This window comes from Enterococcus sp. DA9 (assembly GCF_008000875.1).
Lineage (GTDB): Bacteria > Bacillota > Bacilli > Lactobacillales > Enterococcaceae > Enterococcus_B > Enterococcus_B lactis.
The window spans coordinates 1,502,213-1,524,564 of record NZ_CP042839.1 but is presented as its reverse complement, the minus strand read 5'-3'; the positions used below and the strand labels follow the sequence as shown (position 1 = coordinate 1,524,564).

The window sequence follows — 22,352 nt, the reverse complement described above, 5'->3', positions numbered from 1 at the left end:
TCACAAAAGATTAACTTCTAAAATCAATACAATCAATGTTAAAATTGTATGGTATACAATTTTAAGGAGTGGAGAAAATGCCTATTAATTCTTATGACAACTACCCGTTAACTTGGCGACCAGACAAACAAAAATTGAAGCGTCCTTATTATCGATCGTTGATTCAACAATTAGAACAAGATATTTTAAAGAATAAATTACAGAAAAACACTCAGTTACCCTCCCAAAGAGAGCTAGCTGATTATTTAGATTTAAATTTTACTACCGTTGGCAAGGCTTATAAATACGGAATTGAGAAAGGTTTGCTGTATACGAATATTGGAAGTGGCACTTTTATTTCTCCCAATGTCTTTGAATCCATTACCATCTCTACCAATGAAGTAACCGAACATATCATTGATTTTGGTCTGGTTAGTTCTTTTGAAGAATGTAATAAACTCGTTGTCCCGTTTATTCAATCAACTGGTAATAACCCAAATCTTGTTGGTTTGCTTAATTACCAAGATCCCAAAGGCACAAATTTTCAATTGACTACTGCAGCAAATTGGTTAAAAACTCAAGGAGTCATTCCGTCTTTAGAATCTCTGTCTATTGTTTCCGGTGTTCAAAATGGATTGGCTATCACACTTTCTGCACTTTTCTCTCCAGGTAATAGAATAGCAACAGACCGATATACGTACGCTAATTTCATTGAATTGGCTCAATTATATCATTTAGAGATCGTTCCAATTGATTTTGACGAGCAAGGAATGCGACCTGATATATTGATTCAGGAATGTAGAAAAAAGAAGATCCATGGTGTCTTTCTTATGCCTTCTTGCAATAATCCTATAGGGTTTCAAATCTCTCACCAAAGACGAGAGCAATTAGCCGAAGTAATTGAAAAAGAAGGCCTATGGGTTATCGAAGATGATATTCATTCTTTTTTAACAACTTATTATCAACATAAGATCATTCCTCCTTTCCAAAAATTGTTACCTAACCAAACAATCTACTTAGCTGGAATGACAAAATTTATTTGTTCTGGATTGCGAGTTGCTTATCTTGTAGCTCCAGTACATGTCCAAAGCAAGATAGAACAAGCAATTTTTAATATAAATGTGAAAACTTCTGGATTAGATGTGGAGGTCATCACTCAAATCCTCCATTCAAATGAAGCAAATAGAATCTTAGAAACTAAATTAAATCTTACGAAAAGAGCTAATCAGCTTTTTGATTCTCTTTTCAAAGTAGAAAAACCAACGAATCGTGTTCCTTATTATCGAATTCTTCCAGTTGATCCTGAGATTGATCCTAAGAGGATTGAGAATGACTTTCTGTCTAACGGCATCCGACTCTATCATTCCCGACGCTTTACTACGCGAGCGCAACCGGATGCATTCGTTCGTATTTCCCTATCTTCAAACAACCTTGAGATTTTAGCTTCTGGACTAAGTATCGTAAAAGAAAAAATAAAAAAATATGAATTATAATCTATTGATAAATAAAGGAATCATAGCTGATTGATTCCTTTCGATAAAAAAGAGGCACTACCCGAAGTTCAACAACGGATAGTGCCTCAAAAAGCAAATGAACATTTTGCACTTAAAGTAACCAAACAGCAAAAAAATTTGTCTTATATTTTATTTTCTTATTTTGCTAGATCACTAGATTTCTGTCAGAAGATGAAATTATCCAATCATGACACTTTCTTCTGGATATTTGTATTTTGATTGAGTTCTTTGTGCTTTTGTCATCAGAGAGAAGACCACAGTCAATACCCCAACTCGTCCAATGTACATAAGCGCTATAATGATCAATTTCCCTATTGCAGTCAAATCTGGCGTCAATCCCATCGTAAGTCCTACTGTTCCAAATGCAGAGAAGACCTCAAAAGCAATATATTCGATGCCAGAAGTTTTAGGTATCGTTTCAGTCACTGATAAAATCATGATGGCGACTACACACAGTGTCAACGTGATAAAAAACAACGTGAGTGCTCGCAACACTGCGCCTTGACGGATTGTACGGCCAAATGCTTCCGCTCTCGTACGTCCTTTCAACATCGAACGCATCTGGATCAGCAACACACCTAACGTAGTTGTTTTCAATCCGCCGGCAGTCGACCCAGATGTTCCGCCAATGTACATCAAAAACATCGTTAAGATCAGACCGGCATGACTCATATGGAGGTAATCAACTGAATAATATCCAGCCGTTCTAGGTGTTACACTCATAAAAAAAGTATTTGCCAATCGTTGAAACATATTCCCTTCCACTAGTGTTGCCCCATTGTGTTCTGTGAAAAAGAACACAACGAAACCGCCTAATAAAAGGGTACCTGTAACGGTTAATGCGATTTTTGAATGAATCGTCATCTTCTTTTTCTGATGATATTCCAATAAGTCACGCCAAACGATAAAGCCTAATCCGCCAGAAATGATCAAAGCTGATACCACCATGATCAAATAGACATTTTGCTGGTGATTGGCTAAACTGTCTCCTAACAAATCAAACCCTGCATTACAAAAACTAGAGATTGCGTGGAACAAACTGTACCAGATCCCTTTCAACCAGCCAAATTCAGGCACGAATACAAAAGATAAAGCAACCGTACCAATCAATTGGATCACAAAGGCCAATTTCAGGATGTAAAGCATGAGCTTCATCACACCTGATACTTCTTCTAGATTTAGCGCTTCTTTTAATATGATACGTGTGCTGAGACTGACTTTTTTCTTTATCAATGCAAAGCATAGAATCGGAACCATCATAAAACCAAGACCGCCAATCTCAATCAAAAGCATGATCAAAAACTGACCAGCACTGTTCCAATGTTCTGCTGTATTCAATGTCGTCAATCCCGTCACGCAGACGGCAGAAGTTGCAGTGAAAAGCGCATCGATAAAATTTGTCCCATGCCCACTATTACTAAAAAATGGCAGGGTAAGTAGACCACCGCCAACTAAAATCAGGAGAAAAAATCCTAATGCGAGAAGCTGAACGGCCGGCAAGCGTTTCTTTATTTGTTTGTTTTGTTTAATCATCGTTTTCCTCTTTTAAAAAAGGATACCACTTAGTCAGTGGTACCCATATTTTTTACTTTGATCAACCTTGTTACTTCTGCGCGCTCGTTTTCTTCTAGCTTCATACGAATATAATAGATTGTTTCTTCTAATTGAGGGATCGTCATATATTCTAATGCATTGACTCGCCGACGTGTCTTTTCGATCTCACTTGCCATTAGCTGACAAGTTTTTTCGATTTCTGTCAGTTCCAAAAGTTTTGGAAGCAAGGTAGTAAACCGATCGATTGACCGATCCAGTTCGGCACTGGAATTCAAATACCCGTATTCCAAAGGGGTGTCTGTCAGCTGTTCATCATATTCAAAATTCATCACAGGTACTTTTACACTCATGATATTTTTGTCTACGATAGATAAATCAACGTTTTCCGCCGGCAAAGCAAACAATTCTTCGATGAAAGGTTCCGTGATTGAAGCATTTGCCAATACAAAATCAGACATTGCTTCTGTCATGGACTCTTCCATTTCTTGACGCAGTTGGTTGTTCTTTCGAATCAACAGAATGAATTGACGCATCAGTTCATCTTGCTTATCTTTTAATAATTTATGCCCTCTTGTGGCAGTTGTCAACTGTTTTTTCAATCGGGTCAATTCCATGCGGGTCGGATTCACATTCAATCGTGCCATCAGAACTCACTTCCCTTCTGGCAGATATTTGTCCAGCATGTCGTCTTTGATTCGTTTTAATTCGGTTCTTGGCAACATCGATAGCAGTTCCCACCCTAGATCAAGTGTTTCAGTAATCGAACGGTTCGTGTAGAATCCTTGATTGACATATTCTTTTTCAAACCGCTCAGCAAACTTCGCATAAATCTTGTCTACATCAGATAAAGCAGATTCTCCTAAAACTACGGCTAATTCTTTTGCCTGTTTTCCTTGTGCATAGGCTGCAAAAAGCTGATTCATCGTAGCCGCATGGTCTTCTCTTGTCTTTCCGGGTCCAGTTCCTTTATCTTTTAACCGCGAAAGAGACGGAAGTACATCAATTGGTGGTTGTATCCCACTCTTGTAAAGCTCTCTAGTCAAGATGATCTGGCCTTCTGTAATATAACCAGTCAAGTCAGGGATCGGATGAGTCTTATCGTCTTCTGGCATTGTTAAAATCGGAATTTGAGTAACTGATCCTTTTAGTCCGCGGATCCTTCCTGCTCGTTCGAACAAAGTAGCTAAGTTCGTGTAAAGATACCCAGGATAGCCTCTTCTTCCTGGAACTTCTCGCCGTGCTGCAGAAATCTCTCGCAATGCCTCTGCATAGTTGGTCATGTCTGTCATGATAACCAATACATGCATTCCTTTTTCATAAGCAAGATATTCTGCAGCAGTCAAAGCCATACGAGGAGTAGCAATACGTTCGATTGCAGGGTCGTTTGCTAAATTCATGAACATGACAGAACGGTCGATTGCACCAGTTTGTCGAAAATCTTCCATGAAAAATTCTGCTTCTTCAAAAGTGATCCCAATAGCAGCAAAGACTACGGCGAAATCATCTGATGAATCAAGTACCGTTGCTTGTCGCGCGATCTGAGCAGCTAATTCTTTGTGAGGAAGACCAGAACCAGAAAATACTGGTAATTTTTGTCCACGAACTAATGTGTTCAAATGATCGATTGCAGAGATACCTGTTTGGATAAACTCATCTGGGTAATCCCGAGCTACTGGATTGATTACTTCTCCGTTAATATCCAAATGCTTTTCAGGCAGGATTTCTGGTCCATTATCTTTTGGACGTCCCAAGCCATCGAATACTCGACCGATCATGTCTTCCGATACACCTAGTTCTAAAGGATGTCCTAAAAATCGTACAGAAGAGTCACGTAAATTGATACCACTTGTTCCTTCAAATATTTGGACCATTGCTTTATCTTCTTGGACTTCCAATACTTGTCCACGACGAATCTCCCCATTTTGCATACGGACTTCGATTAATTCTTCATATTTGACACCAGCAACTTTTTCAACCGCCATCAATGGACCGACGACTTCACCGATCGTACGATATTCTTTAATCATTGCTCATGCCTCCTTCTGAAACGATTGTTTGCATCGTTTGCTTGATTTCACCGATAATTTGATCTAGTTTTTCTAATTCTGTTTCCGGGATATATTTGCTTCGTCCGATTCTTTCACGAATCGATACGGTACCGTCCATGATCTCACTTAAATAAGCACCTAACGACAACGCACGGCGTCCTTCTTCACCAAAGGTCAAGATCATCTTCAACATTTTGAATTGTTTCTCTCTTGAAGTGAATGTATCGACATCATCAAAAGCATTTTGCTGCAAATAATCTTCACGAATGGATTTTGCCACCTCTAATGTCAGACGATCATTATCTGAAAGGGAATCAATCCCTACCAAACGCACGATTTCATTCAGCTGCTGTTCTTCCTGCAAAATACGCATGCCCTCAGTGACCATGGATGCCCAGTCAGCTTGAAGGATATGATCCATGTACTTCCCTACTTCTGTTGAATAAAGAGAATAACTTTGGATCCAATCGATCGAAGGAAAATGTCTTTTTTGGGCTAAAGTCGAATCAAGTCCCCAGAATACTTTTACGACCCGCAATGTATTTTGTGTGACTGGTTCCGAAATATCTCCTCCAGAAGGCGATACAGCACTGATTGCGGTTATACTTCCTTCGCGACCTTCTGATCCTAAAGCAATGACTCTTCCAGATCGTTCATAGTATTCCGCAAGACGGGAACCAAGATAAGCTGGATAACCTTCATCACCAGGCATTTCTTCCAAACGTCCGCTCATCTCACGAAGTGCTTCTGCCCATCGCGAAGTGGAGTCTGCCATGATAGCAACGTCATAACCCATATCACGGAAATATTCCGCAATCGTGATTCCCGTATAGATAGAAGCTTCTCGAGCCGCTACCGGCATGTTAGATGTATTGGCAATCAATACCGTACGTTCCATCAATGATTCTCCTGTATTAGGGTCAATCAATTCAGGAAATTCATTTAAAACATCCGTCATCTCATTTCCGCGTTCACCGCATCCCACATAAACGACCATGTCCACATCGGCCCATTTTGCGATTTGATGCTGAACGACTGTTTTTCCTGCACCAAATGGACCAGGAACAGCTGCTGCTCCCCCCTTTGTCACTGGGAAGAACGTATCGATCACTCGCTGTCCGGTGATCATCGGTGCATCAGGGTTTAATTTTTCTTTGATTGGCCGACTACGTCTGACTGGCCATTTTTGGAGCATCGTCAAGTTTTTGTCACCATTTTCAGTTTCAACGACACATACGGTTTCATCAATAGTGAACGATCCTTTTTCGATTGTTTTGATCGTACCTTTTATCCCATTTGGCACCATGATTTTGTGTTTGATAACTTTTGTTTCTTCTACGATTCCAATCACATCGCCAGCACTAACCGTTTCTCCGGCTTCTAATGTGGGTTCGAACCACCATTTTTTCTCATGATCCAATGCAGGCAATTGGACTCCCCGTCCTAAGAAATTACTTTGTGTGATTTCCATAAAGGTATCTAATGGCCGTTGGATTCCGTCAAACATTTGTGAAATGATCCCTGGTCCTAATTCAACAGATAAAGCTTCACCAGTAGAACGAACCGGTTCGCCTGGACCAATTCCTGAGGTCTCTTCATATACTTGAATGGACGCCACATCGCCACGCATCTCGATAATTTCTCCGATAACTCCTAGATCTCCCACTAAACACATGTCCTGGATACTGGCATCAGACATGTTCTCAGCCATTACAAGAGGTCCGGAGACTTTTATGATTTTTCCAATTTGCAAAATTTCTATCTCCTTTTCATACTATAAGATATTTTGACCTACTGCTTTTTCTACGTTTTTTTGAATTTCTTCCAGCCCAATCCCTAATGATCCTTGATGGTTGGGAATCAATACGATAGCAGGTATCATTTGTTCTTTGTAACGTTCGATCGTTTCTGGGCTCAGTGCTGCACATTGCTCCGTGACATAAATCACGCCATACTCATTCTTTGCCATTTCTTCAATTGCCTGACGAACGGTCTGCTTGGTTGTACCATAACGAACATCAAAGCCAAACAATTTGAATGGCAAAACAGAATCTTTGTCGCCAACTACACCGATCTTATGCGTCATAGACTTGTCTCACCCGCTTTCTGATTGTTTCTGGTTCAAAATGGCTTCTTTTGCCGATAACCAGTAAACGAAGGTTTTTGCTTTCTACCTCTTTTGCGTTCAAAAAGGCTAGTAGTGGCAGTGGTCCGAAAGCCTGGGTTTGTGCTTCTTGATACAATGAACTTAGATAATCATCTTTCAACTGTTCAAGCTTTACGAGATCAAGATTTCCCTCACGGATGACAGGACGCAGAAACTCAGCATAATCTGTCTCTAATAGAAAGTTCGTGTAAGCTTCCATATCTTTATCTACAAAGTTCAAAAATACTTCTTTTTCGATACTTCCCGAACTGGAAAGCACCGTCGTCATGAACCCATATGTTCTTTTCTGCAATATTCCTCGAGCCATCGTTGTGATATTGGTCAAGTCAATAAAAGCAATGACTTCTTTCAGCAATTCTTGATATCCTAGCTTATCGGCAAGCCGTCGCTGCTCTGTCAAAAACTGCCGATCATAGATCACATCGATTCCCTGAAGAATGGTAGACTCTTCAAAATAATCGCGGACTTCTCGTATACTGTCCATAATGCTTTCAGGGAGTTCATTTGAAACTTGCGTATGAACGGCATCCTTCAAGGTTTCTAATGAATAAAACCCATCGTCGATATACAAATAGTCCAGATTTTGATTTGTCATCTCGGCCTTTGTTAAAACTTTCAGATTATGGAAAGTATAGCGCATCGTGTAGATCCAAACGATTTCAGGCTCCGGTGCTGATTCCTTTAACCAGCGAAATAGACGGCTCTGCTCCTTTAAAAGATTCTGTTCGAAGTCATATTCATATCCGTCATAGATATATGGACTGTAAATCGTGGATTTCAATATTTCACCAAGTGCTTCGACAGAATTGGTTTGAATCATCCGTTCAAATGTCTCATTGGACAAAAGTTCAAGCTCTCTTCCGCGAATCAAGGGATTTAGTTCGTGGTATTCCATACACTGATCCCTCCTTATTCGAATAATTGATTGGCAATCTCAAAACTCATCGTTCCTTGGATATCTTGTACAAGGCTGCTGAAAAGAAAATTATACTGAACTCCTTGATCGTTTATCAGAAAACCAGCTTGACCAGCAACAGATTCATCGCTTAAAACCATCGTAAAGGGAAGTTCATTGTTCCATTCATCCAGCAATGTCTGAGAAAGATAAGCTGCTGATTTTTCTCCAGCAATGAATGCTACTTTGCCTGTCAAAGGTAATGAATACAATGAATTTTTGATAAACTGGATTTGTTCAGATTCATCCCAATTCTCCATTTCAGCTATTGCATCTGCAAACAATCGTCGTAAAAATTCCTGCTTCGCATTCAAATTTTCTTGTCGTACTTCTACTTGTTGGCGATTCCTAAGCTGACGGTATTTTTTTTCAAGTAATTCGATTTGTTTTTCTTTTTGTTTTTGATGTTCTGTTTCGATTTGCGTACGTTTTTGTTCAAAGTTTTGATCGATCTTCATTCGCTCTTCTTGCTCTAACGCCGCTCTTTCTTGCTCTGCTGCTTCATTCATCTGAGAGATGATTTTTTCAATGGCGTTCATCTGCTTTTCCTCCTTTATGCTTAGGCATTCAATACTAATAGGAAGGAAATAACGAAACCTAAAATCGCATATGTTTCAACCATCGCAGCAAAAATGATTCCTTTTGTAGCATGTTCAGGTTTTTTCGCTAAAATTTGAATACCTGCTGCTGCAACTTTCCCTTGGGCGATACCTGAAAACAAGCCTGTAAAAGCAATCGGCAGAGAAGCGCCTAAAAAGTTCAATCCTTGTACAACTGACATATCATTTCCTAAATTGATAAAAATCAAAAAGGCGATAACGAATCCATACAACCCTTGCGTACCTGGAAGCAATTGCAGAATCAGAGCCTGTCCGAATTTTTCGGGTTGACTTGTTGTTAACGCTGCTGCTGCCTCACCTGTCATTCCAACACCTTTAGCTGAACCGATCCCTGAAAAAATCGTCGCTGTTGCCATCGCTAATACTGCAAATACCATTCCACCATTTTGACTAATTAAGTAATCCATCATTGTATAAAAATCCTCCAATTATTTATTGTTTTTTTTCTTATGATTGATGTTGACGTATTTTTCCGCCGTTTTCAGCGGGTCAAAGGCACGTCCGCCTCCTGTATAAAATTTCCCAAAAAATTCGACATACTGCAATCGTGCGCCATGGACATAGGCACTCAACAGTGTCAAAAACATATTCAGTGCGTGTAAAGCGATGATCAAAAGGATCCCTACACTGAATCGAGCGGCTGGCGGCATGAAAGCAACCAGCATATTGAATGCCGCGCCAATACTTCCGCCTGAAATACCTAATGCCATCAAACGTGTATAACTGACTAAATCACCGATATAACCCGTCAATCCGTAAAGATTATACGCTCCTTTGGCAGCACCCTTGACTTTAGACGGCGATTGGATAATCGGCACGATTAAGATACATAAAGCAGCAATGATCGATAGCCCCGCGCCAAGATAAACAAATGCTGTATTTTTTATCAACATGGCACCAATCAATGCAATAACGATCCCAATCAGGATCCCTTGCCAGGCAAATCCATCACTGACAGCACTCAAGTAATCTTTTCTCCTGATATTTTCCTTTGCTGCCACAAATAATCCAACCAAGATCTGTATCAGACCGAAAATCACGGATAAAATCAAAATCGTATTGACGTCATCCGTTGTAGATAGGATTGGGAAAGGCAAGCGGATGCCAAATAGTTCTTTTGGTAATGCCTGTCCGAAAAATGAACTGTAGATCAATCCCCAGATGATCGATGGTACCGAGAGAATCTCAAAAAATTTTACGAAACGTTTCATCCCACGTGGTAAAACAAGTAGTTTTTGAGCTAGTATTGTCCCAATGAGCATCAGCAATCCGTAACCAACGTCTGCGACCATCATCCCGAAGAAGACAAGATAAAATGGTGTCATCCAAGGCGTTGGATCTACTTCTTCATATTTTGGCAGACTGTACATTTCAGTCAGCAATTCAAAAGGTTCGATAAGCGGATGGTTTTTCAATTTAGTAGGGACTTCCTGCTGAATCTCTTCTGAGTTTGGTGTTTCGAAACTAATATATATATCTTCTTCTGATACAGTTTCGGTTAACACATGCATCAAATTCTGTTTTTCTTCTGCATCTACCCAACCTTGCAAAACGATCAGATAAGTCGCATGGATAAACCGTTCTTTTACTTTTTCCCGTTCTGCAACGGCAAGTGTGACTTCTTCTACCCATTCAAATTCTTGGATATAGCCGCTGCACTGACCTAACGCTGTCGTTATCTTCTTTTGGTGCTCGTGAACAACGGACAATTGCTGTTTGGTTTCTTGCAGTTTTTCTTTAGGATTTTGTTCATAAGGATACGTTTCTTTATTGAACCCGTATTTCCCAGCAATTTCTTCTATAGCAGCAGCTGATTTTTTTAAAGCAACATACGAAAGATAAACTTGTTTTGGCGTATAATCTATTTCTTCCATATAAACGTCATCAAGCTTACTTAGTTCTTCCTTGAAACTTTCAAAATTTGCTGCACTCACAGTCCCCATCTCAAAAATGGTCGTCTTACTTGCATACATACTTGGAGCAATATCCAGCTGTTGCCAATGAAGAAGCCATTCTTCCTCTTCTTCTAAACGATCACGTTTTTCAGTTAGCTGTTCCCACTTTTCTTTTAAATCAAGGACTTCTTCTAATTTATTCATGAAATTTTCTTCGGAATAATTTGCTTCCAAGTCTTGTAAGGAAAGTTCTTGACGTTTCAAATGGAGTTTCTTTTGACGGCTATCGCCGTGGTGTTGTATGAATTGGATAGCTTCTTGGATGTCTTTCAGCCGATTGCCTAAAGCGCTTAATTTTGCTTCTTTATCAATAATCGTGGTATCTGGAAAATATTTTTCTACCCACTGGTTGTTTGTTCTATTTTGATACAGATCCCGGATTTCAACATTTTGGATTCCTTGTACTGCTTGTAAAATCCTCTCCTGATTTCTTTTATCTGAAATGAGGGTCACTTTTTCCATCTTAGTGACGGCCATAAGTTTCTTTCACCCTTTCAATGATTGCACCGATTGCTTGACTCTGATGCTTTTGATATTGGTCTTTCAAAGTTGCTTGCACCTTGTCTGCTTCTGCTTTCAATTTCATTTTTTCTTTTTCTAATTCTTGCTTTTCGAATTGTTCTTTTTCTTCTACCAACTGTTTCAGCTGTTGCCGACTGTTCGTTTGGATTATCTCCAATTCTTGCTCTTTTTCTTCTGCATAGGTCTTCAACTGCTGCCGTAGGGTTCGAGCACGCTTCTCATTTTCTTCTTCTGCTTTTCGGATTTGTTCCAAAGCTTCTAACACTTGCTTCACTTCCTTTCGATTTAAAAAAGAGGTACATGCTTTCTTTTTTCATTGAAAGTATGTACCTCTAAAGATAACTTAGTATAGGCAGGCCCCTTCAATAAAATGTCCTTCTCACCCCTTGAAGAACTAGATCCTTGAAGCTTACGCCCAACCTTTTTATTTCTGCTTACTTTTTATTATAACAAATTAAGCAATATTTTCAACTATCGTCATGAATTTCACACGAAAATTCTCTTTACAGATAGTAACACAGCAAGAACAGATAAGTATAGGGGCAAGTCTTACATAGTTTAAATTTTTTTAAATCCTTGTTACAATTAGTCTACTTTAGGGGGAATAAAAATGAAACCAATCATCGGCATTGCCGGGAATCAACTGATTCGAGCGACAGATACTTTCCAAGGAAATCAAGTAAGCTATACACCGCAGGGATTTGTGGATGCAGTTTTAGATGCTCAAGGATTGCCTCTTATTCTGCCAGTCATGTCTCCAGATTCAGCGCCTCAACTAATTGAGAAAATCGACAAACTCATTCTTGCAGGCGGTCAGGATGTTAGTCCGCAACTTTACATGGAAGACCCTCATCCAAAACTGACGGAAACAAATATTCAACGAGACCAATTCGAACAGGCATTGATCTTGGAAGCATTGAAACAAAGAAAACCGATTTTTGCAGTCTGCCGAGGACTTCAACTATTGAATGTCGTGTTGGAGGGAACACTTTATCAAGATCTTTCATTATATCCAAAATGGTCCGTAAAACACGAACAACAGCCCACTGCCCCGCAGTTTGCGACTCACGAAGTCAAAATCGTTTCGGACAGTTTATTAAGTGACCTTCTCCCTGATTCATACTTTGTGAATTCCTATCATCATCAGGCAGTCAAAGATCTTTCTCCTTTGTTAAAAGCCATCGCCTTTTCCAACGATGGACTCATTGAAGCAGTCCAAAGTAAAGATAATATGCACAAAATTCTTGGTGTCCAATGGCATCCGGAACTTTCTCATCGTGTAGATTCATCTGAACAGCGTTTATTCGATTTCTTTGTGAATGAATTTTAATCGTTTTTCTGATTAGGTCGTGAGCCTGCCGTTTAACTCTGAGTCACAAGGAGCAATTTCAAAAAACAGCTTCTCATGTTTGTTGGATATTGTGACTTGTGACCGAGGAGTTGGCAGGAGAACACCGTTTAAGGAAAGAGGTTGTGAAAAAGCTGTCCTGCATCAAGTAATAAGAACAGTCAAACAAAAATAGCTTCTCATATTTTTCGTTTGGCTGGGCTTATTACCGCAGATGCAAGCTTTTGAACACCGTGAATCAGAGGTTGTGAAAAAGCTGTTTAGTTTCGAGTATTAAGAAAAATTTTGTGAAAATGGCTTTCCACATTTTTAAATAAATTTGGCTTAATACCGAGAAACTGGCTTTTGAACACCGTTTACCAAGAGGTCGTGAAATCAGCGCCCTGACCTGAGTATTAGAGAAATAAACGGAAAAATAGCTCCTCATATTTTTCCGTTTTTTGAGCTAATTCCGAAGGAGACTGCGACACGCCTTTTGTTGCAGTCGCTTTTTAGTCTATTGAGCAATGTTGGCTAGCATTTTTCTCAATCGTCCTTTCGATAGTCCAACAGCCTTTGGAGCTGAGTAATCTGTTGCTGTAATTCCATTCCTTTTGTCGTATCCCGATTAAGTTTGCGTGGGAGCTGCTGCTCGATTACTTTTTTTACATTCGTTTGATCAGATTTTTTTGCAAATTGCTGTTCAATAGGCAAGAACGGATAATGTGTCACGATTTGGAAACCGTAAGAATTGCATAATAGTGAGTAGCCAGCAATCCCGGTTGTTTTTTGATAAGCTTTGGATAGACCTCCGTCAATAACAAATGCTTTTCCGTTTGCTTTGATCGGTGACTCTCCTTTTTTTACTTTTACTGGCGTGTGCCCATTGATGATTGCTGAACCTTCTTCTTTTGCATCGAATTCTGCCAAAATTTTTTCACTGAACCACTCTTCATCTCGCAAGTGATAATAGGGATTGCTTTTTTCGACGTGCGTATGAGGCTCTGTGAGAAAATAGCGCTCAAAAGTGGCCATTTTACTCTTGCCGAATAAAGGCGAAAATGGCCCGCTCCACGCATACCAAATCAAATCGGTCGCCAAATCTTCTTTTGCAGTCAAATCTTTTGCGCTTTCAGTTATCTGTTTTTCAAAAAATCCCAGTAATTCTTTTCCGCGATAAGATTGGTCTAATTCAAATGCTAAGAGCTGCCCCTTTTCATCTACAGGTATACAGCCATGAAACAGTACATGCTGATTATTCGTGAGATACATTCCCCCTTTTTCGATCAAAAACGTCATGTGTTTTTGCATTCTTAACGAGTGCTGGAATGAATACATCAAACTATCGATCACTTTTTGTTCCTCTTCCAAGAACTTTTTAGGATCATCTGGCTGGATCGTTTGAAAACAAGTCCCTTTCAACTCATAGAGCTGACCTTCTAAATCGATTGTTGATTCTTCATAGTTGATTTTTTCCAACAATTTACGATCGTCCATTTTAAATTCAGGTCGTCGATCCAACAACTGATGTTCTGATTTGAATTGGAGGATAGAAAGTGCTTGATGGATCTTTTCTAATTCTTCTTGTTCTCTTTCAGATAGATCTTTCCTGTTTTTAGGGGTAAATACAGGATTCTTCTGGTAGGTTTGATGGGCAAAAGAAAATAATGGACGTAAATTTAATCCATATTCTTTCTCTAATTCAAATAAATAGTTGTAGCGTGCGGCAATCCGTAAAAGCGTCAATAAACATGCCTCAGAGCCGCAATACGCACCAATCCACAAAATATCATGATTCCCCCACTGGATATCTACAGAGGAAAAATCCATGATTCGATCCATTACTTTGGCTGCTTGAGTTCCCCGATCAAAAATATCACCCACGATATGCAAATGATCGATGACAGATTTTTGGATCGTCTGCGCAAGTTTTGTTAAAAATTTTTCTTCTTCCTTCATCAAGACAAGTTGTTCAATGATTTTTTTTACATAGTCTTTTTTCCCGTTGATACGATCATCGATATACAAGAGTTCCTCAATGATATAGCTATATTCTTTCGGCAATCCTTTTCGAACTTTTGATCGAGTGTATTTGACTGTCGTAAACCGTAAAAGATCGATCAAACGATGGATCAGCTGGGATTTATCTTGTTTTTTGTACCAATCAGTCGTCAATACATATTCTGGATAAGCCGTAAAAATAGTGAATTGGCTGATCTCCGTTTCCGTCATTTGTTCAGAGAAAAGGTCTTTGATCTTTTCTTTAAGATTTCCTGAACCGATACGCAGAATATGATCAAAAGCAGGAAATTCGCCATGTATATCGCTCAAAAATAACTCTGTTCCTTTTGGAAGCTGCAAAATTGCTTCGAGATTGATGATTTCCGTGATGACATCTTCCGTTGTAGGGAACTTCTCTGAAAGTAAATCTAAATAGCGGTCCATTAAAACGCCTCCAAAAATTGGTATACTCAACATTATAAAGTTGTTATACGCTATTTTCAATGAATATATATCCAATATAATAAAAAATAGAAATAGGTCTATACAAAAAAGAAGCTGGGAACAATAAATGTCCAGCTTCCTTCTATATTTTTTCTATATTTTATGCTTTTTTTCGTTCATTTCTCATAATTGAAATCGATTGTTTCAATGAACTCCATAATCCGCCTTCGCTATACACGAGTACATTCGATTTGTACATGTTTGCAGACAAGATCATCAATAAGAATGTCACGGCTACAAGTACCAACAAGGAAATCAATGCTCCACCCATACCGACTGTCTCATTTGCCAAGCGAACCGGCATAATATAAGAAGATAAAAATGGAATATACGAAGTGATCCGAATAACGATATTATTTGGATCTGACGCACCTAATATCAACCCAAGCATGTATCCGCCTAAAGATAAATAAGTCACTGGCAAGATTGCTTTTGCTGTATCTTCTGCTTTGTTGACCAAAGAGCCACATAAAGCTGCCAAAACAGAAAAAATCAAAATGCCAAAGATCATAAATAGAAGAGAATACCACAAGAATGGTCCAATCAAATTATCTAATGAGATACCGTCCAATATATTCTTGACCATTTCCATATCTTTGAATTGATTGTATCCTACACCAAAAATAATGCCGTATAATGCCATTTGCGTTAATGCAACAAGCAAAACACCAGTTAGTTTCCCGTAAAAATGCTTTTGTGCAGTCGTACTGGACAGGATCACTTCCATGATCCGCGTGCCTTTTTCAGAAGCAATCTCTTGTGCAATGATTTGTGCATAAGTCAGAATGATAATGAACAAGACAATCGTCGCCACATAGCTGACAACATATTGGACTGTCGAATTATCTTCTCCTACCGACATTTTTCCTTTTGAATCAAAGTTGACTTTTTGCCGAGTCAAACTTGCCTGTTGGCTCAAACTTGCCACTTCTTCTGGAGAAATACCTAATTCGCTTGCTCGAAGCATCGATTGCAAGCCAGTCAATTGTTGTTGTATCAGCAGTTGTGTACTTTGTCCCAATGAATTTTCGCTATAAAGCGTCCCATTTACTTTATCTTTATCAGTTGAGACTACTAAATAAGCATCAATTTTTTCTTTCGAAAGGTCTTTTTGTGCGTTTTCTTCAGAATCCACTGCTTTGAACTCAAAATCATCTGTTTTGACTTGGCTCAATTGCTGACTGATTTGCTCATTATCAGCCAATACGCCGATTTTATTGACATCACTATTTTGCTGGGCAAAGTTTCCTGCTACATAAATAATACCTAGCATGATGAAAGGGACTAATATCATAATCAAGAAAGAAATCGACTTGACATTTTTTAAATAGACATCTTTGGTAATAATCCAAAACTTACGCATCGATTTCACCTGCTTTCAATTTGAAAATCTCTTCCAAAGTTGGCGGCTGCTGGTTGAACATAGGGATATAGCCGAATTGTGTCGCACGAGTAAAGATTTCTTTCCCAGCTTCAGGATCTTCTAATGTGATCTCTAATGTATTATCCTCACGAAGGATCACTTTTTTCACGCCTTCGATTTCTTCTACTTCCTGTTGACTTAACCCAGATTCCAAGAATAACTTCGTACGGCCAAATGATTCACGGATCTCATGGACTTTTCCATTCAAAACCATTTTTCCGTTTCGCAGCATGATCAAATGATCACAGATTTTTTCTACATTATCCATATTATGGCTAGAAAAAATGACACACGAACCGTGTTTTTTCAATTCCAATATTCCATCTTTCAGTAATTCCGCGTTTACCGGATCTAACCCGCTAAATGGTTCATCCAAAATGATCAATTTAGGTTCATGGATCAATGTGGCGATAAGCTGGACTTTTTGCTGATTCCCTTTAGACAAAGATTTTACTTTATCCGTCTTTTTCCCTTTTACCTGAAATTTTTCCATCCAAAAATCGATTTTTGGTTCAATTTCTTTTCTTGATTTCCCTCTAAGTTCTGCAAAATAAAGCAGTTGGTCTTGAATCGTTACTTTTGGATAAAGTCCTCGTTCTTCTGGAAGATAGCCGATGATATCATAATCTTTCTCCCCAAGATGATGACCATTCCATAACACTTCTCCCTGGTCTTGTGTCAAAAAATCCAAGATCAAACGAAAAGTCGTTGTCTTCCCAGCACCGTTTTGACCAATCAGCCCCATGATTTTTCCGTCTGGGATTTGGAAAGAGACATGATCGACAGCTGTGTAGTTCCCAAAAGTTTTAACAAGATTCTTGACTTCTAACATTTCTTCACTCCTTCTTCAATAAATCCATATATCCTAAGACACCAGATGTAAGCGATTTATTATTTACCAACAAAACGTATACTCTCTTGTTGTTGTAATTAAAATGATAGGACACTTTACTTTCTTTGTAAAGTGCCCTTTTCTCATTCCTGATGTAATTTATCAAATACGTTTTGTGCGACATTTTTCGGTAGTCCGATTTCTTGTAATTCTTCTATCGTAGCTGCTGTGATATTTTTCAATGATTTGAACTCTTTAAGCAACATTTTTTTTCGTTTCGGTCCTAGCCCTTCAATTTCGTCTAATCGGGAAGCAAAACTGTTTTTACTACGCAGCTGCCGATGGAAAGTGATTGCGAATCGATGGACTTCATCTTGGACCCGCTGGAGCAGGAAAAACTCAGGTGAATTTCGTTCAAGTGGTACTACAGCCAAATCTGTACCGAATAGCAACTCATTTGTTTTATGTTTATCGTTTTTTGCCATACCAGCAATAGGAATATCGATTCCTAATTGATTTTCTAAGACATCTTTTGCTACATCGACTTGTCCTTTTCCTCCATCAATCAAGATCAAATCAGGTAAAGGCAACCCTTCACGAATCACTCGTGAATATCTGCGATAGATGACTTCTCTCATCGATGCATAATCATCCGGTCCGTTGACTGTTTTTATTTTATATTTCCGATATTCTTTTTTTGCTGGTTTTCCATCAATGAATACGACCATCGCAGCCACAGGATTCGTCCCCATGATATTAGAGTTATCAAATGATTCAATGCGTATTGGGGTCGGGATATTCATTGCGTTTCCTAAACGTTCCACTGCTCCGATCGTCCGTTCCTGCTTTCTAGCAATCAGATCAAATCGTTCATTCAAAGCAACTGAGGCATTCTTATTCGCCAATTCCACTAATTTTTTCTTTTCGCCTCGTTTCGGTTGTAGAACTTTCGTATCCAACAAAGCTTCTACACTTGGCTTGTCGATCGTATCAGGAATCAAGACTTCTTTAGGAATGAAATGTTCATTTTCCTGATAAAACTGACCAATATAAGTCAAAAAATCTTCTTCTGCTTCGTTATAGAAAGGAAACATTGAAACATCTCGTTCAATTAACTTTCCTTGTCTTACAAAAAACACTTGGACACACATCCAGCCTTTATCAATCGCATAACCAAATACATCTCGATCCAGTAAATCAGTATTTGTCATTTTTTGGCGAGTCATGATTGTTTCGATAGCACGGATCTGGTCTCGGTATTCTGCAGCTTTTTCAAATTCCATGTTTTCAGCAGCTTTTTCCATTTTCTGATGGATCTCTGACTCGATTTTTTCGTGTCCTCCGTTTAAAAAGTTTTTCACTTCATCAACGATTTTCGTATAGACTTTCGGATCTACGTCGAAATAATAAGGACACAGACATTGCCCCAAATGATAGTAAAGACAAGGCTCCTTCGTCTGACTAGGTTTGCATTTTCTCAGAGGAAATAATCGGTCGAGAATCTTCTTTGTCTCATTCGCCGCACCGACATCTGGATATGGTCCAAAATACAGTGCTTTGTCTTTTAGTACTTTGCGAGTAATCACCAAACGGGGATATTTTTCATTCGTTATCTTAAGGAAAGGATAGGTTTTATCATCCTTTAACATAATATTGTATTTAGGATCATTTTTCTTTATCAGATTGATTTCTAAGAGCAAAGCTTCTATATTCGATTCTGTAACGATGTATTCAAAGTCTTCAATTTCACTAACAAGCCGTTCCGTTTTCGTATTATGGCTGCCAGTAAAGTATGAGCGGACGCGATTTTTCAATATTTTGGCTTTTCCGACATAAATGATCGTTCCATTTTTATCTTTCATCAAGTAACAGCCGGGCTGATCAGGAAGTAAAGCTAGTTTGTTTTTGATTCGTTCGTTCATCTGGTACTCCCCTTCATATTCAATTAAAGTTATTATAGCATGTCTGTCAAAAAAACAATCCAGCCTGACAACGTAATTATACTCAAAAAATGTTAATTTGAATAACCTTAACTCAACCGCAAAAAAACCGAGGACGGAACTGAATTCAGTCCCATCCTCAGCTTATTTTTGCTTTAAGCTTTTATAAATATTGATCGATCATTTGACGTAGTTGTTCTTTTGAATGAACACCAACAGCTTTTTCTACTACTTGACCATCTTTTTTCAACATTAATGTTGGAATACTCATGATTCCGAATTGTTGAGGAGTTTCTGGATTTTCATCCACATCCATTTTAGCAATTCTGAATTCTTCTTCATCATATTCTTGTTCCAATTGATCCAAAATCGGTGCCTGCATACGACATGGGCCACACCAAGTTGCCCAAAAATCAATTAATACAAGTCCTTTGTCTGTTTCTTCATTAAATGTCTTATCTGTAATTACTTGTGACATATCAAAGACCTCCATTTTTAAAATCTATGACCAGTATAGCATTTCTATCCTTGGATAGCGAACCATCTGCTTACCTTTAGTAAGTTTTACTTAAATTTAACAATTGTTGCACCATTTCCGCCTTGATTTGCCGGTGCAAACTCAAAGCTTTTGACGCTCCGATGGTTTTTAAGATAATCAGTAATTCCCTTGCGAAGTGCGCCTGTCCCCTTTCCGTGGACAATAGTCACTTGAGGATAACCTGCTAGGATGGCAGAATCCAAATACTGATCTACTTCACTTAGCGCTTCCTCATATCGTTTTCCTCGAAGGTCCAATTGATTCGGCACATGACTGCTAGATTCAGAGCGTACAGCATGGACAACTCGTTGTGTCGGCTCTTTTTGAGGAGCAACAGGCGTCAGTTCGTCTTCGGACACATTCATTTTTAGTATACCGATTTCTACTTGCCACTGATTCCCGTTTTTACGTAAAAGCGTCCCTCTTTGGCCGTAAGTCGTAACCAACACTTCGTCTCCCGGTTTTAATGTTTTTTGTTCTTTCGCCTTCTTCAATACTTTATTTTTCTTCAATGTTTCTTCTTGATGTAGATTTGCTAATTGGGTCTTTGCATCGATCAACTGATGCTCTTTCACATTTCCTTGCCCGATCTGCTGTTGCATTTTACGAATATCAGCAATGATTTTTTCTGCTTTTTTTTCCGCCTCTGACACGACTTCATTTGCTTTTTTCTTTGCTTTCTCTATTTCTTTTTCACGTTCTTCAAAGAAATAGCTGTAAGCTTCTTTCAAATCATGATGAAGTTCTTGTGCCTCAGAAACAAAATGACGCATTTCCAGATATTCGGTCTCTGCCATTTTCCGGCGATTCTCTAAATCTGTGATCATTTCATTTAAATCTTGGCTCTCATCATTCATCAACTGCTTTGCTTCATTAATAACATCTGTATCAAGACCTAATCGGCTGGAGATTTCAAACGCATTGCTCCGACCAGGCACACCGATCAGTAAACGATACGTTGGACTTAGTGTATCCACATCGAACTCCATACTAGCATTAATCGTATTTGCCCGATTGTATCCATAAACTTTCAATTCAGGATAGTGTGTTGTTGCCATCACATAAGCAGACTTTTTACCAAGATCATCTAAGATCGCGATTGCTAGAGCAGCACCTTCTTGCGGATCTGTTCCTGCACCAAGCTCGTCAAATAGTACCAGACTTTTTTCATTGACTTTTGATAAAATATCTACAGTGTTCGTCATATGAGAAGAAAAGGTCGATAGACTTTGCTCAATCGACTGTTCGTCTCCTATATCCGCAAATACTTCTTCAAAAATACCGATTTGGCTTTCTTCTCCTGCAGGAATCGGCAACCCTGCTTGCCCCATCAGCTGTAACAGACCTAAAGTCTTCAACGTGATCGTTTTCCCACCTGTATTAGGTCCTGTAATGACGATGGCTTGATAGTCTTTTCCAATTGCGATATCATTAGGAACTACTTTTTCCTGATCGATCAGCGGATGTCTTGCTTGTTTCAAGACGACATGATTGTCTTCACTGATTCCCGGCACGATGGCTTTTAGTTCTTTACCAAATCGTGCTTTTGCATTCATCAGATCCATTTTACCAATCACATAAGCATTGTGGATGATTTCTTGACGATGTGGAACAAGTTCTGCAGAAAGTTCACTTAAAATACGTTGAATCTCATTTCGTTCAGCGATTTGATATTGACGCAAACGATTATTCAAATCCACCACTTGTTTTGGTTCAATAAATAAAGTCTGTCCTGAAGCACTTTGATCGTGGACTACACCGCCAAATACACCGCGGTATTCTTGTTTGACTGGGATAACGTAGCGGTCATTTCGCATGGTGATGATTGCATCGCTCAAATATTTTGCGTTCTTCCCGCGGACGATTCCGTCTAACTGTTCACGAACAGCTTGTTCACTGCGACGAATGTTCTGTCTTATGATTTTTAGCTCAGGAGAAGCATCGTCGGTCACGCGTCCGTCTTCATCGATTGCTTCCTTTAAACGGCGACTTAAAACAGGAATCGTGACTAGCTGATCTGCCCACATATACAAACGCGCAAATTCAATTTCACTGTCAGAAAGATCATCAATGAACCGATGCAATTCACTTGTCGTAGATAACACTCTGGAAACTTGTGCAAGCTCCACTCCATTCAAATCTGCCCCGATTTCGATCCGTTTCATATGAGGGCGGATATTTTCAAGTTTTGGTATAGGAATCCCGCCTCGCAGACGTTGTACTTTCAACCCATCCTCAGTTTCTTGAAGCCATTCTGTGATCGTTTGTTTCTCGCTCACTGGTACCAATTCTGCCAGTTCTTCTTTTCCTTGTGCAGTCACTACAAATTGTTTGACCATCTGTTTGACTTTTTCAAATTCCAATGTTTCAAGGATTCGGTTATTCATTTTATCACCTTATCTTTCACTATGAAAAAAGGGCTGTGCCGGACATACGTTGCGCAGCCTTCTTAAATAAACTACTGTGTACAAAA

The 22,352-nt window shown here is 39.1% G+C and carries 18 protein-coding genes and 1 other annotated feature; of the genes, 2 read left to right on the top strand and 16 right to left on the bottom strand.

The window, feature by feature from the left end:
• Positions 1 to 77: 77 nt before the first annotated feature.
• Entirely contained in the window at positions 78 to 1,472 is a 1,395-nt protein-coding gene (locus FTX43_RS08185) for a PLP-dependent aminotransferase family protein (RefSeq protein ID WP_065772908.1), read from the top strand.
• A 198-nt stretch (positions 1,473 to 1,670) separates the two neighbouring features.
• On the opposite strand, the gene FTX43_RS08180 is transcribed toward FTX43_RS08185, so the two are convergent.
• From FTX43_RS08180 to FTX43_RS08135, 10 genes are read right to left on the bottom strand one after another with little or no spacing between them, the layout of a single operon-like run.
• The gene (locus FTX43_RS08180; protein ID WP_002292840.1) at positions 1,671 to 3,026 is read right to left on the bottom strand and encodes a TrkH family potassium uptake protein; all 1,356 of its coding nucleotides are present in this window, start codon (positions 3,024 to 3,026) and stop codon (positions 1,671 to 1,673) included.
• A 29-nt stretch (positions 3,027 to 3,055) separates the two neighbouring features.
• Positions 3,056 to 3,691: a V-type ATP synthase subunit D gene (locus FTX43_RS08175; protein ID WP_002292841.1), complete on the bottom strand. Its 636-nt coding sequence runs from the start codon at positions 3,689 to 3,691 to the stop codon at positions 3,056 to 3,058.
• Between the two features lie 6 nt (positions 3,692 to 3,697).
• Positions 3,698 to 5,074 carry a V-type ATP synthase subunit B gene (locus tag FTX43_RS08170; protein ID WP_002292842.1) on the bottom strand — a complete coding sequence of 459 codons (1,377 nt, stop codon included), beginning with the start codon at positions 5,072 to 5,074 and terminating at the stop codon, positions 3,698 to 3,700.
• Positions 5,067 to 6,848 carry a V-type ATP synthase subunit A gene (locus FTX43_RS08165; RefSeq protein WP_002292843.1) on the bottom strand — a complete coding sequence of 594 codons (1,782 nt, stop codon included), beginning with the start codon at positions 6,846 to 6,848 and terminating at the stop codon, positions 5,067 to 5,069. Before FTX43_RS08165 ends, FTX43_RS08170 begins: the two co-directional genes overlap by 8 nt.
• Positions 6,849 to 6,869: 21 nt before the next feature.
• Entirely contained in the window at positions 6,870 to 7,181 is a 312-nt protein-coding gene (locus tag FTX43_RS08160; RefSeq protein WP_002292844.1) for a V-type ATP synthase subunit F, read from the bottom strand.
• Entirely contained in the window at positions 7,171 to 8,157 is a 987-nt protein-coding gene (locus FTX43_RS08155; RefSeq protein ID WP_002292845.1) for a V-type ATPase subunit, read from the bottom strand. The genes FTX43_RS08160 and FTX43_RS08155 overlap by 11 nt, the downstream gene beginning before the upstream one ends.
• Before the next feature lie 14 nt (positions 8,158 to 8,171).
• A complete protein-coding gene (locus FTX43_RS08150; RefSeq protein ID WP_002292847.1) occupies positions 8,172 to 8,756 on the bottom strand; it encodes a V-type ATP synthase subunit E in 585 nt (194 codons plus the stop codon).
• Positions 8,757 to 8,776: 20 nt separating this feature from the next.
• On the bottom strand, positions 8,777 to 9,247 hold the full coding sequence (locus FTX43_RS08145; RefSeq protein ID WP_002292848.1) for a V-type ATP synthase subunit K: 471 nt from the start codon (positions 9,245 to 9,247) through the stop codon (positions 8,777 to 8,779).
• Between the two features lie 18 nt (positions 9,248 to 9,265).
• Positions 9,266 to 11,269, bottom strand: a complete 2,004-nt coding sequence (locus tag FTX43_RS08140; RefSeq protein ID WP_002314651.1) for a V-type ATP synthase subunit I — start codon at positions 11,267 to 11,269, stop codon at positions 9,266 to 9,268.
• Entirely contained in the window at positions 11,256 to 11,588 is a 333-nt protein-coding gene (locus FTX43_RS08135; protein WP_002320976.1) for a hypothetical protein, read from the bottom strand. Before FTX43_RS08135 ends, FTX43_RS08140 begins: the two co-directional genes overlap by 14 nt.
• 99 nt (positions 11,589 to 11,687) lie before the next feature.
• Positions 11,688 to 11,735, bottom strand: a sequence feature (sodium ion sensor (DUF1646 type); this cis-regulatory element may regulate processes involved in with the transportation of sodium ions).
• Positions 11,736 to 11,924: 189 nt separating this feature from the next.
• Between FTX43_RS08135 and FTX43_RS08130 the strand changes: the two genes are divergently transcribed.
• Positions 11,925 to 12,644, top strand: coding sequence for a gamma-glutamyl-gamma-aminobutyrate hydrolase family protein (locus FTX43_RS08130; protein WP_002292852.1), 720 nt, complete (start codon positions 11,925 to 11,927; stop codon positions 12,642 to 12,644).
• A 543-nt stretch (positions 12,645 to 13,187) separates the two neighbouring features.
• On the opposite strand, the gene FTX43_RS08125 is transcribed toward FTX43_RS08130, so the two are convergent.
• The 6 genes from FTX43_RS08125 to FTX43_RS08100 form a co-directional block, all read right to left on the bottom strand.
• Entirely contained in the window at positions 13,188 to 15,086 is a 1,899-nt protein-coding gene (locus FTX43_RS08125) for a fructose-bisphosphatase class III (RefSeq protein ID WP_002290807.1), read from the bottom strand.
• Between the two features lie 160 nt (positions 15,087 to 15,246).
• Positions 15,247 to 16,509, bottom strand: coding sequence for an ABC transporter permease (locus tag FTX43_RS08120; protein ID WP_002290806.1), 1,263 nt, complete (start codon positions 16,507 to 16,509; stop codon positions 15,247 to 15,249).
• Positions 16,502 to 17,401 carry an ABC transporter ATP-binding protein gene (locus FTX43_RS08115; protein ID WP_002290805.1) on the bottom strand — a complete coding sequence of 300 codons (900 nt, stop codon included), beginning with the start codon at positions 17,399 to 17,401 and terminating at the stop codon, positions 16,502 to 16,504. The genes FTX43_RS08120 and FTX43_RS08115 overlap by 8 nt, the downstream gene beginning before the upstream one ends.
• A gap of 143 nt (positions 17,402 to 17,544) precedes the next feature.
• The gene (gene uvrC / locus FTX43_RS08110; protein ID WP_002290804.1) at positions 17,545 to 19,323 is read right to left on the bottom strand and encodes an excinuclease ABC subunit UvrC; all 1,779 of its coding nucleotides are present in this window, start codon (positions 19,321 to 19,323) and stop codon (positions 17,545 to 17,547) included.
• 181 nt (positions 19,324 to 19,504) lie between these two features.
• Positions 19,505 to 19,819, bottom strand: coding sequence for a thioredoxin (gene trxA / locus FTX43_RS08105; protein WP_002290803.1), 315 nt, complete (start codon positions 19,817 to 19,819; stop codon positions 19,505 to 19,507).
• 86 nt (positions 19,820 to 19,905) lie between these two features.
• Positions 19,906 to 22,266 (bottom strand): endonuclease MutS2, encoded by a 2,361-nt coding sequence (locus FTX43_RS08100; RefSeq protein ID WP_002290802.1) that lies wholly within the window; start codon positions 22,264 to 22,266, stop codon positions 19,906 to 19,908.
• Between the last annotated feature and the right edge of the window lie 86 nt (positions 22,267 to 22,352).

What these genes read in the sequence shown, in the direction of transcription:
- FTX43_RS08185 (WP_065772908.1), top strand. Translation starts at nt 78, where the DNA reads ATGCCTATTAATTCTTATGACAACTACCCGTTAACTTGGCGACCAGAC.
- FTX43_RS08180 (WP_002292840.1), bottom strand. Translation starts at nt 3,026, where the DNA reads ATGATTAAACAAAACAAACAAATAAAGAAACGCTTGCCGGCCGTTCAG.
- FTX43_RS08175 (WP_002292841.1), bottom strand. Translation starts at nt 3,691, where the DNA reads ATGGCACGATTGAATGTGAATCCGACCCGCATGGAATTGACCCGATTG.
- FTX43_RS08170 (WP_002292842.1), bottom strand. Translation starts at nt 5,074, where the DNA reads ATGATTAAAGAATATCGTACGATCGGTGAAGTCGTCGGTCCATTGATG.
- FTX43_RS08160 (WP_002292844.1), bottom strand. Translation starts at nt 7,181, where the DNA reads ATGACGCATAAGATCGGTGTAGTTGGCGACAAAGATTCTGTTTTGCCA.
- FTX43_RS08155 (WP_002292845.1), bottom strand. Translation starts at nt 8,157, where the DNA reads ATGGAATACCACGAACTAAATCCCTTGATTCGCGGAAGAGAGCTTGAA.
- FTX43_RS08150 (WP_002292847.1), bottom strand. Translation starts at nt 8,756, where the DNA reads ATGAACGCCATTGAAAAAATCATCTCTCAGATGAATGAAGCAGCAGAG.
- FTX43_RS08145 (WP_002292848.1), bottom strand. Translation starts at nt 9,247, where the DNA reads ATGATGGATTACTTAATTAGTCAAAATGGTGGAATGGTATTTGCAGTA.
- FTX43_RS08140 (WP_002314651.1), bottom strand. Translation starts at nt 11,269, where the DNA reads ATGGCCGTCACTAAGATGGAAAAAGTGACCCTCATTTCAGATAAAAGA.
- FTX43_RS08130 (WP_002292852.1), top strand. Translation starts at nt 11,925, where the DNA reads ATGAAACCAATCATCGGCATTGCCGGGAATCAACTGATTCGAGCGACA.
- FTX43_RS08125 (WP_002290807.1), bottom strand. Translation starts at nt 15,086, where the DNA reads ATGGACCGCTATTTAGATTTACTTTCAGAGAAGTTCCCTACAACGGAA.
- FTX43_RS08120 (WP_002290806.1), bottom strand. Translation starts at nt 16,509, where the DNA reads ATGCGTAAGTTTTGGATTATTACCAAAGATGTCTATTTAAAAAATGTC.
- FTX43_RS08115 (WP_002290805.1), bottom strand. Translation starts at nt 17,401, where the DNA reads ATGTTAGAAGTCAAGAATCTTGTTAAAACTTTTGGGAACTACACAGCT.
- uvrC (WP_002290804.1), bottom strand. Translation starts at nt 19,323, where the DNA reads ATGAACGAACGAATCAAAAACAAACTAGCTTTACTTCCTGATCAGCCC.
- trxA (WP_002290803.1), bottom strand. Translation starts at nt 19,819, where the DNA reads ATGTCACAAGTAATTACAGATAAGACATTTAATGAAGAAACAGACAAA.
- FTX43_RS08100 (WP_002290802.1), bottom strand. Translation starts at nt 22,266, where the DNA reads ATGAATAACCGAATCCTTGAAACATTGGAATTTGAAAAAGTCAAACAG.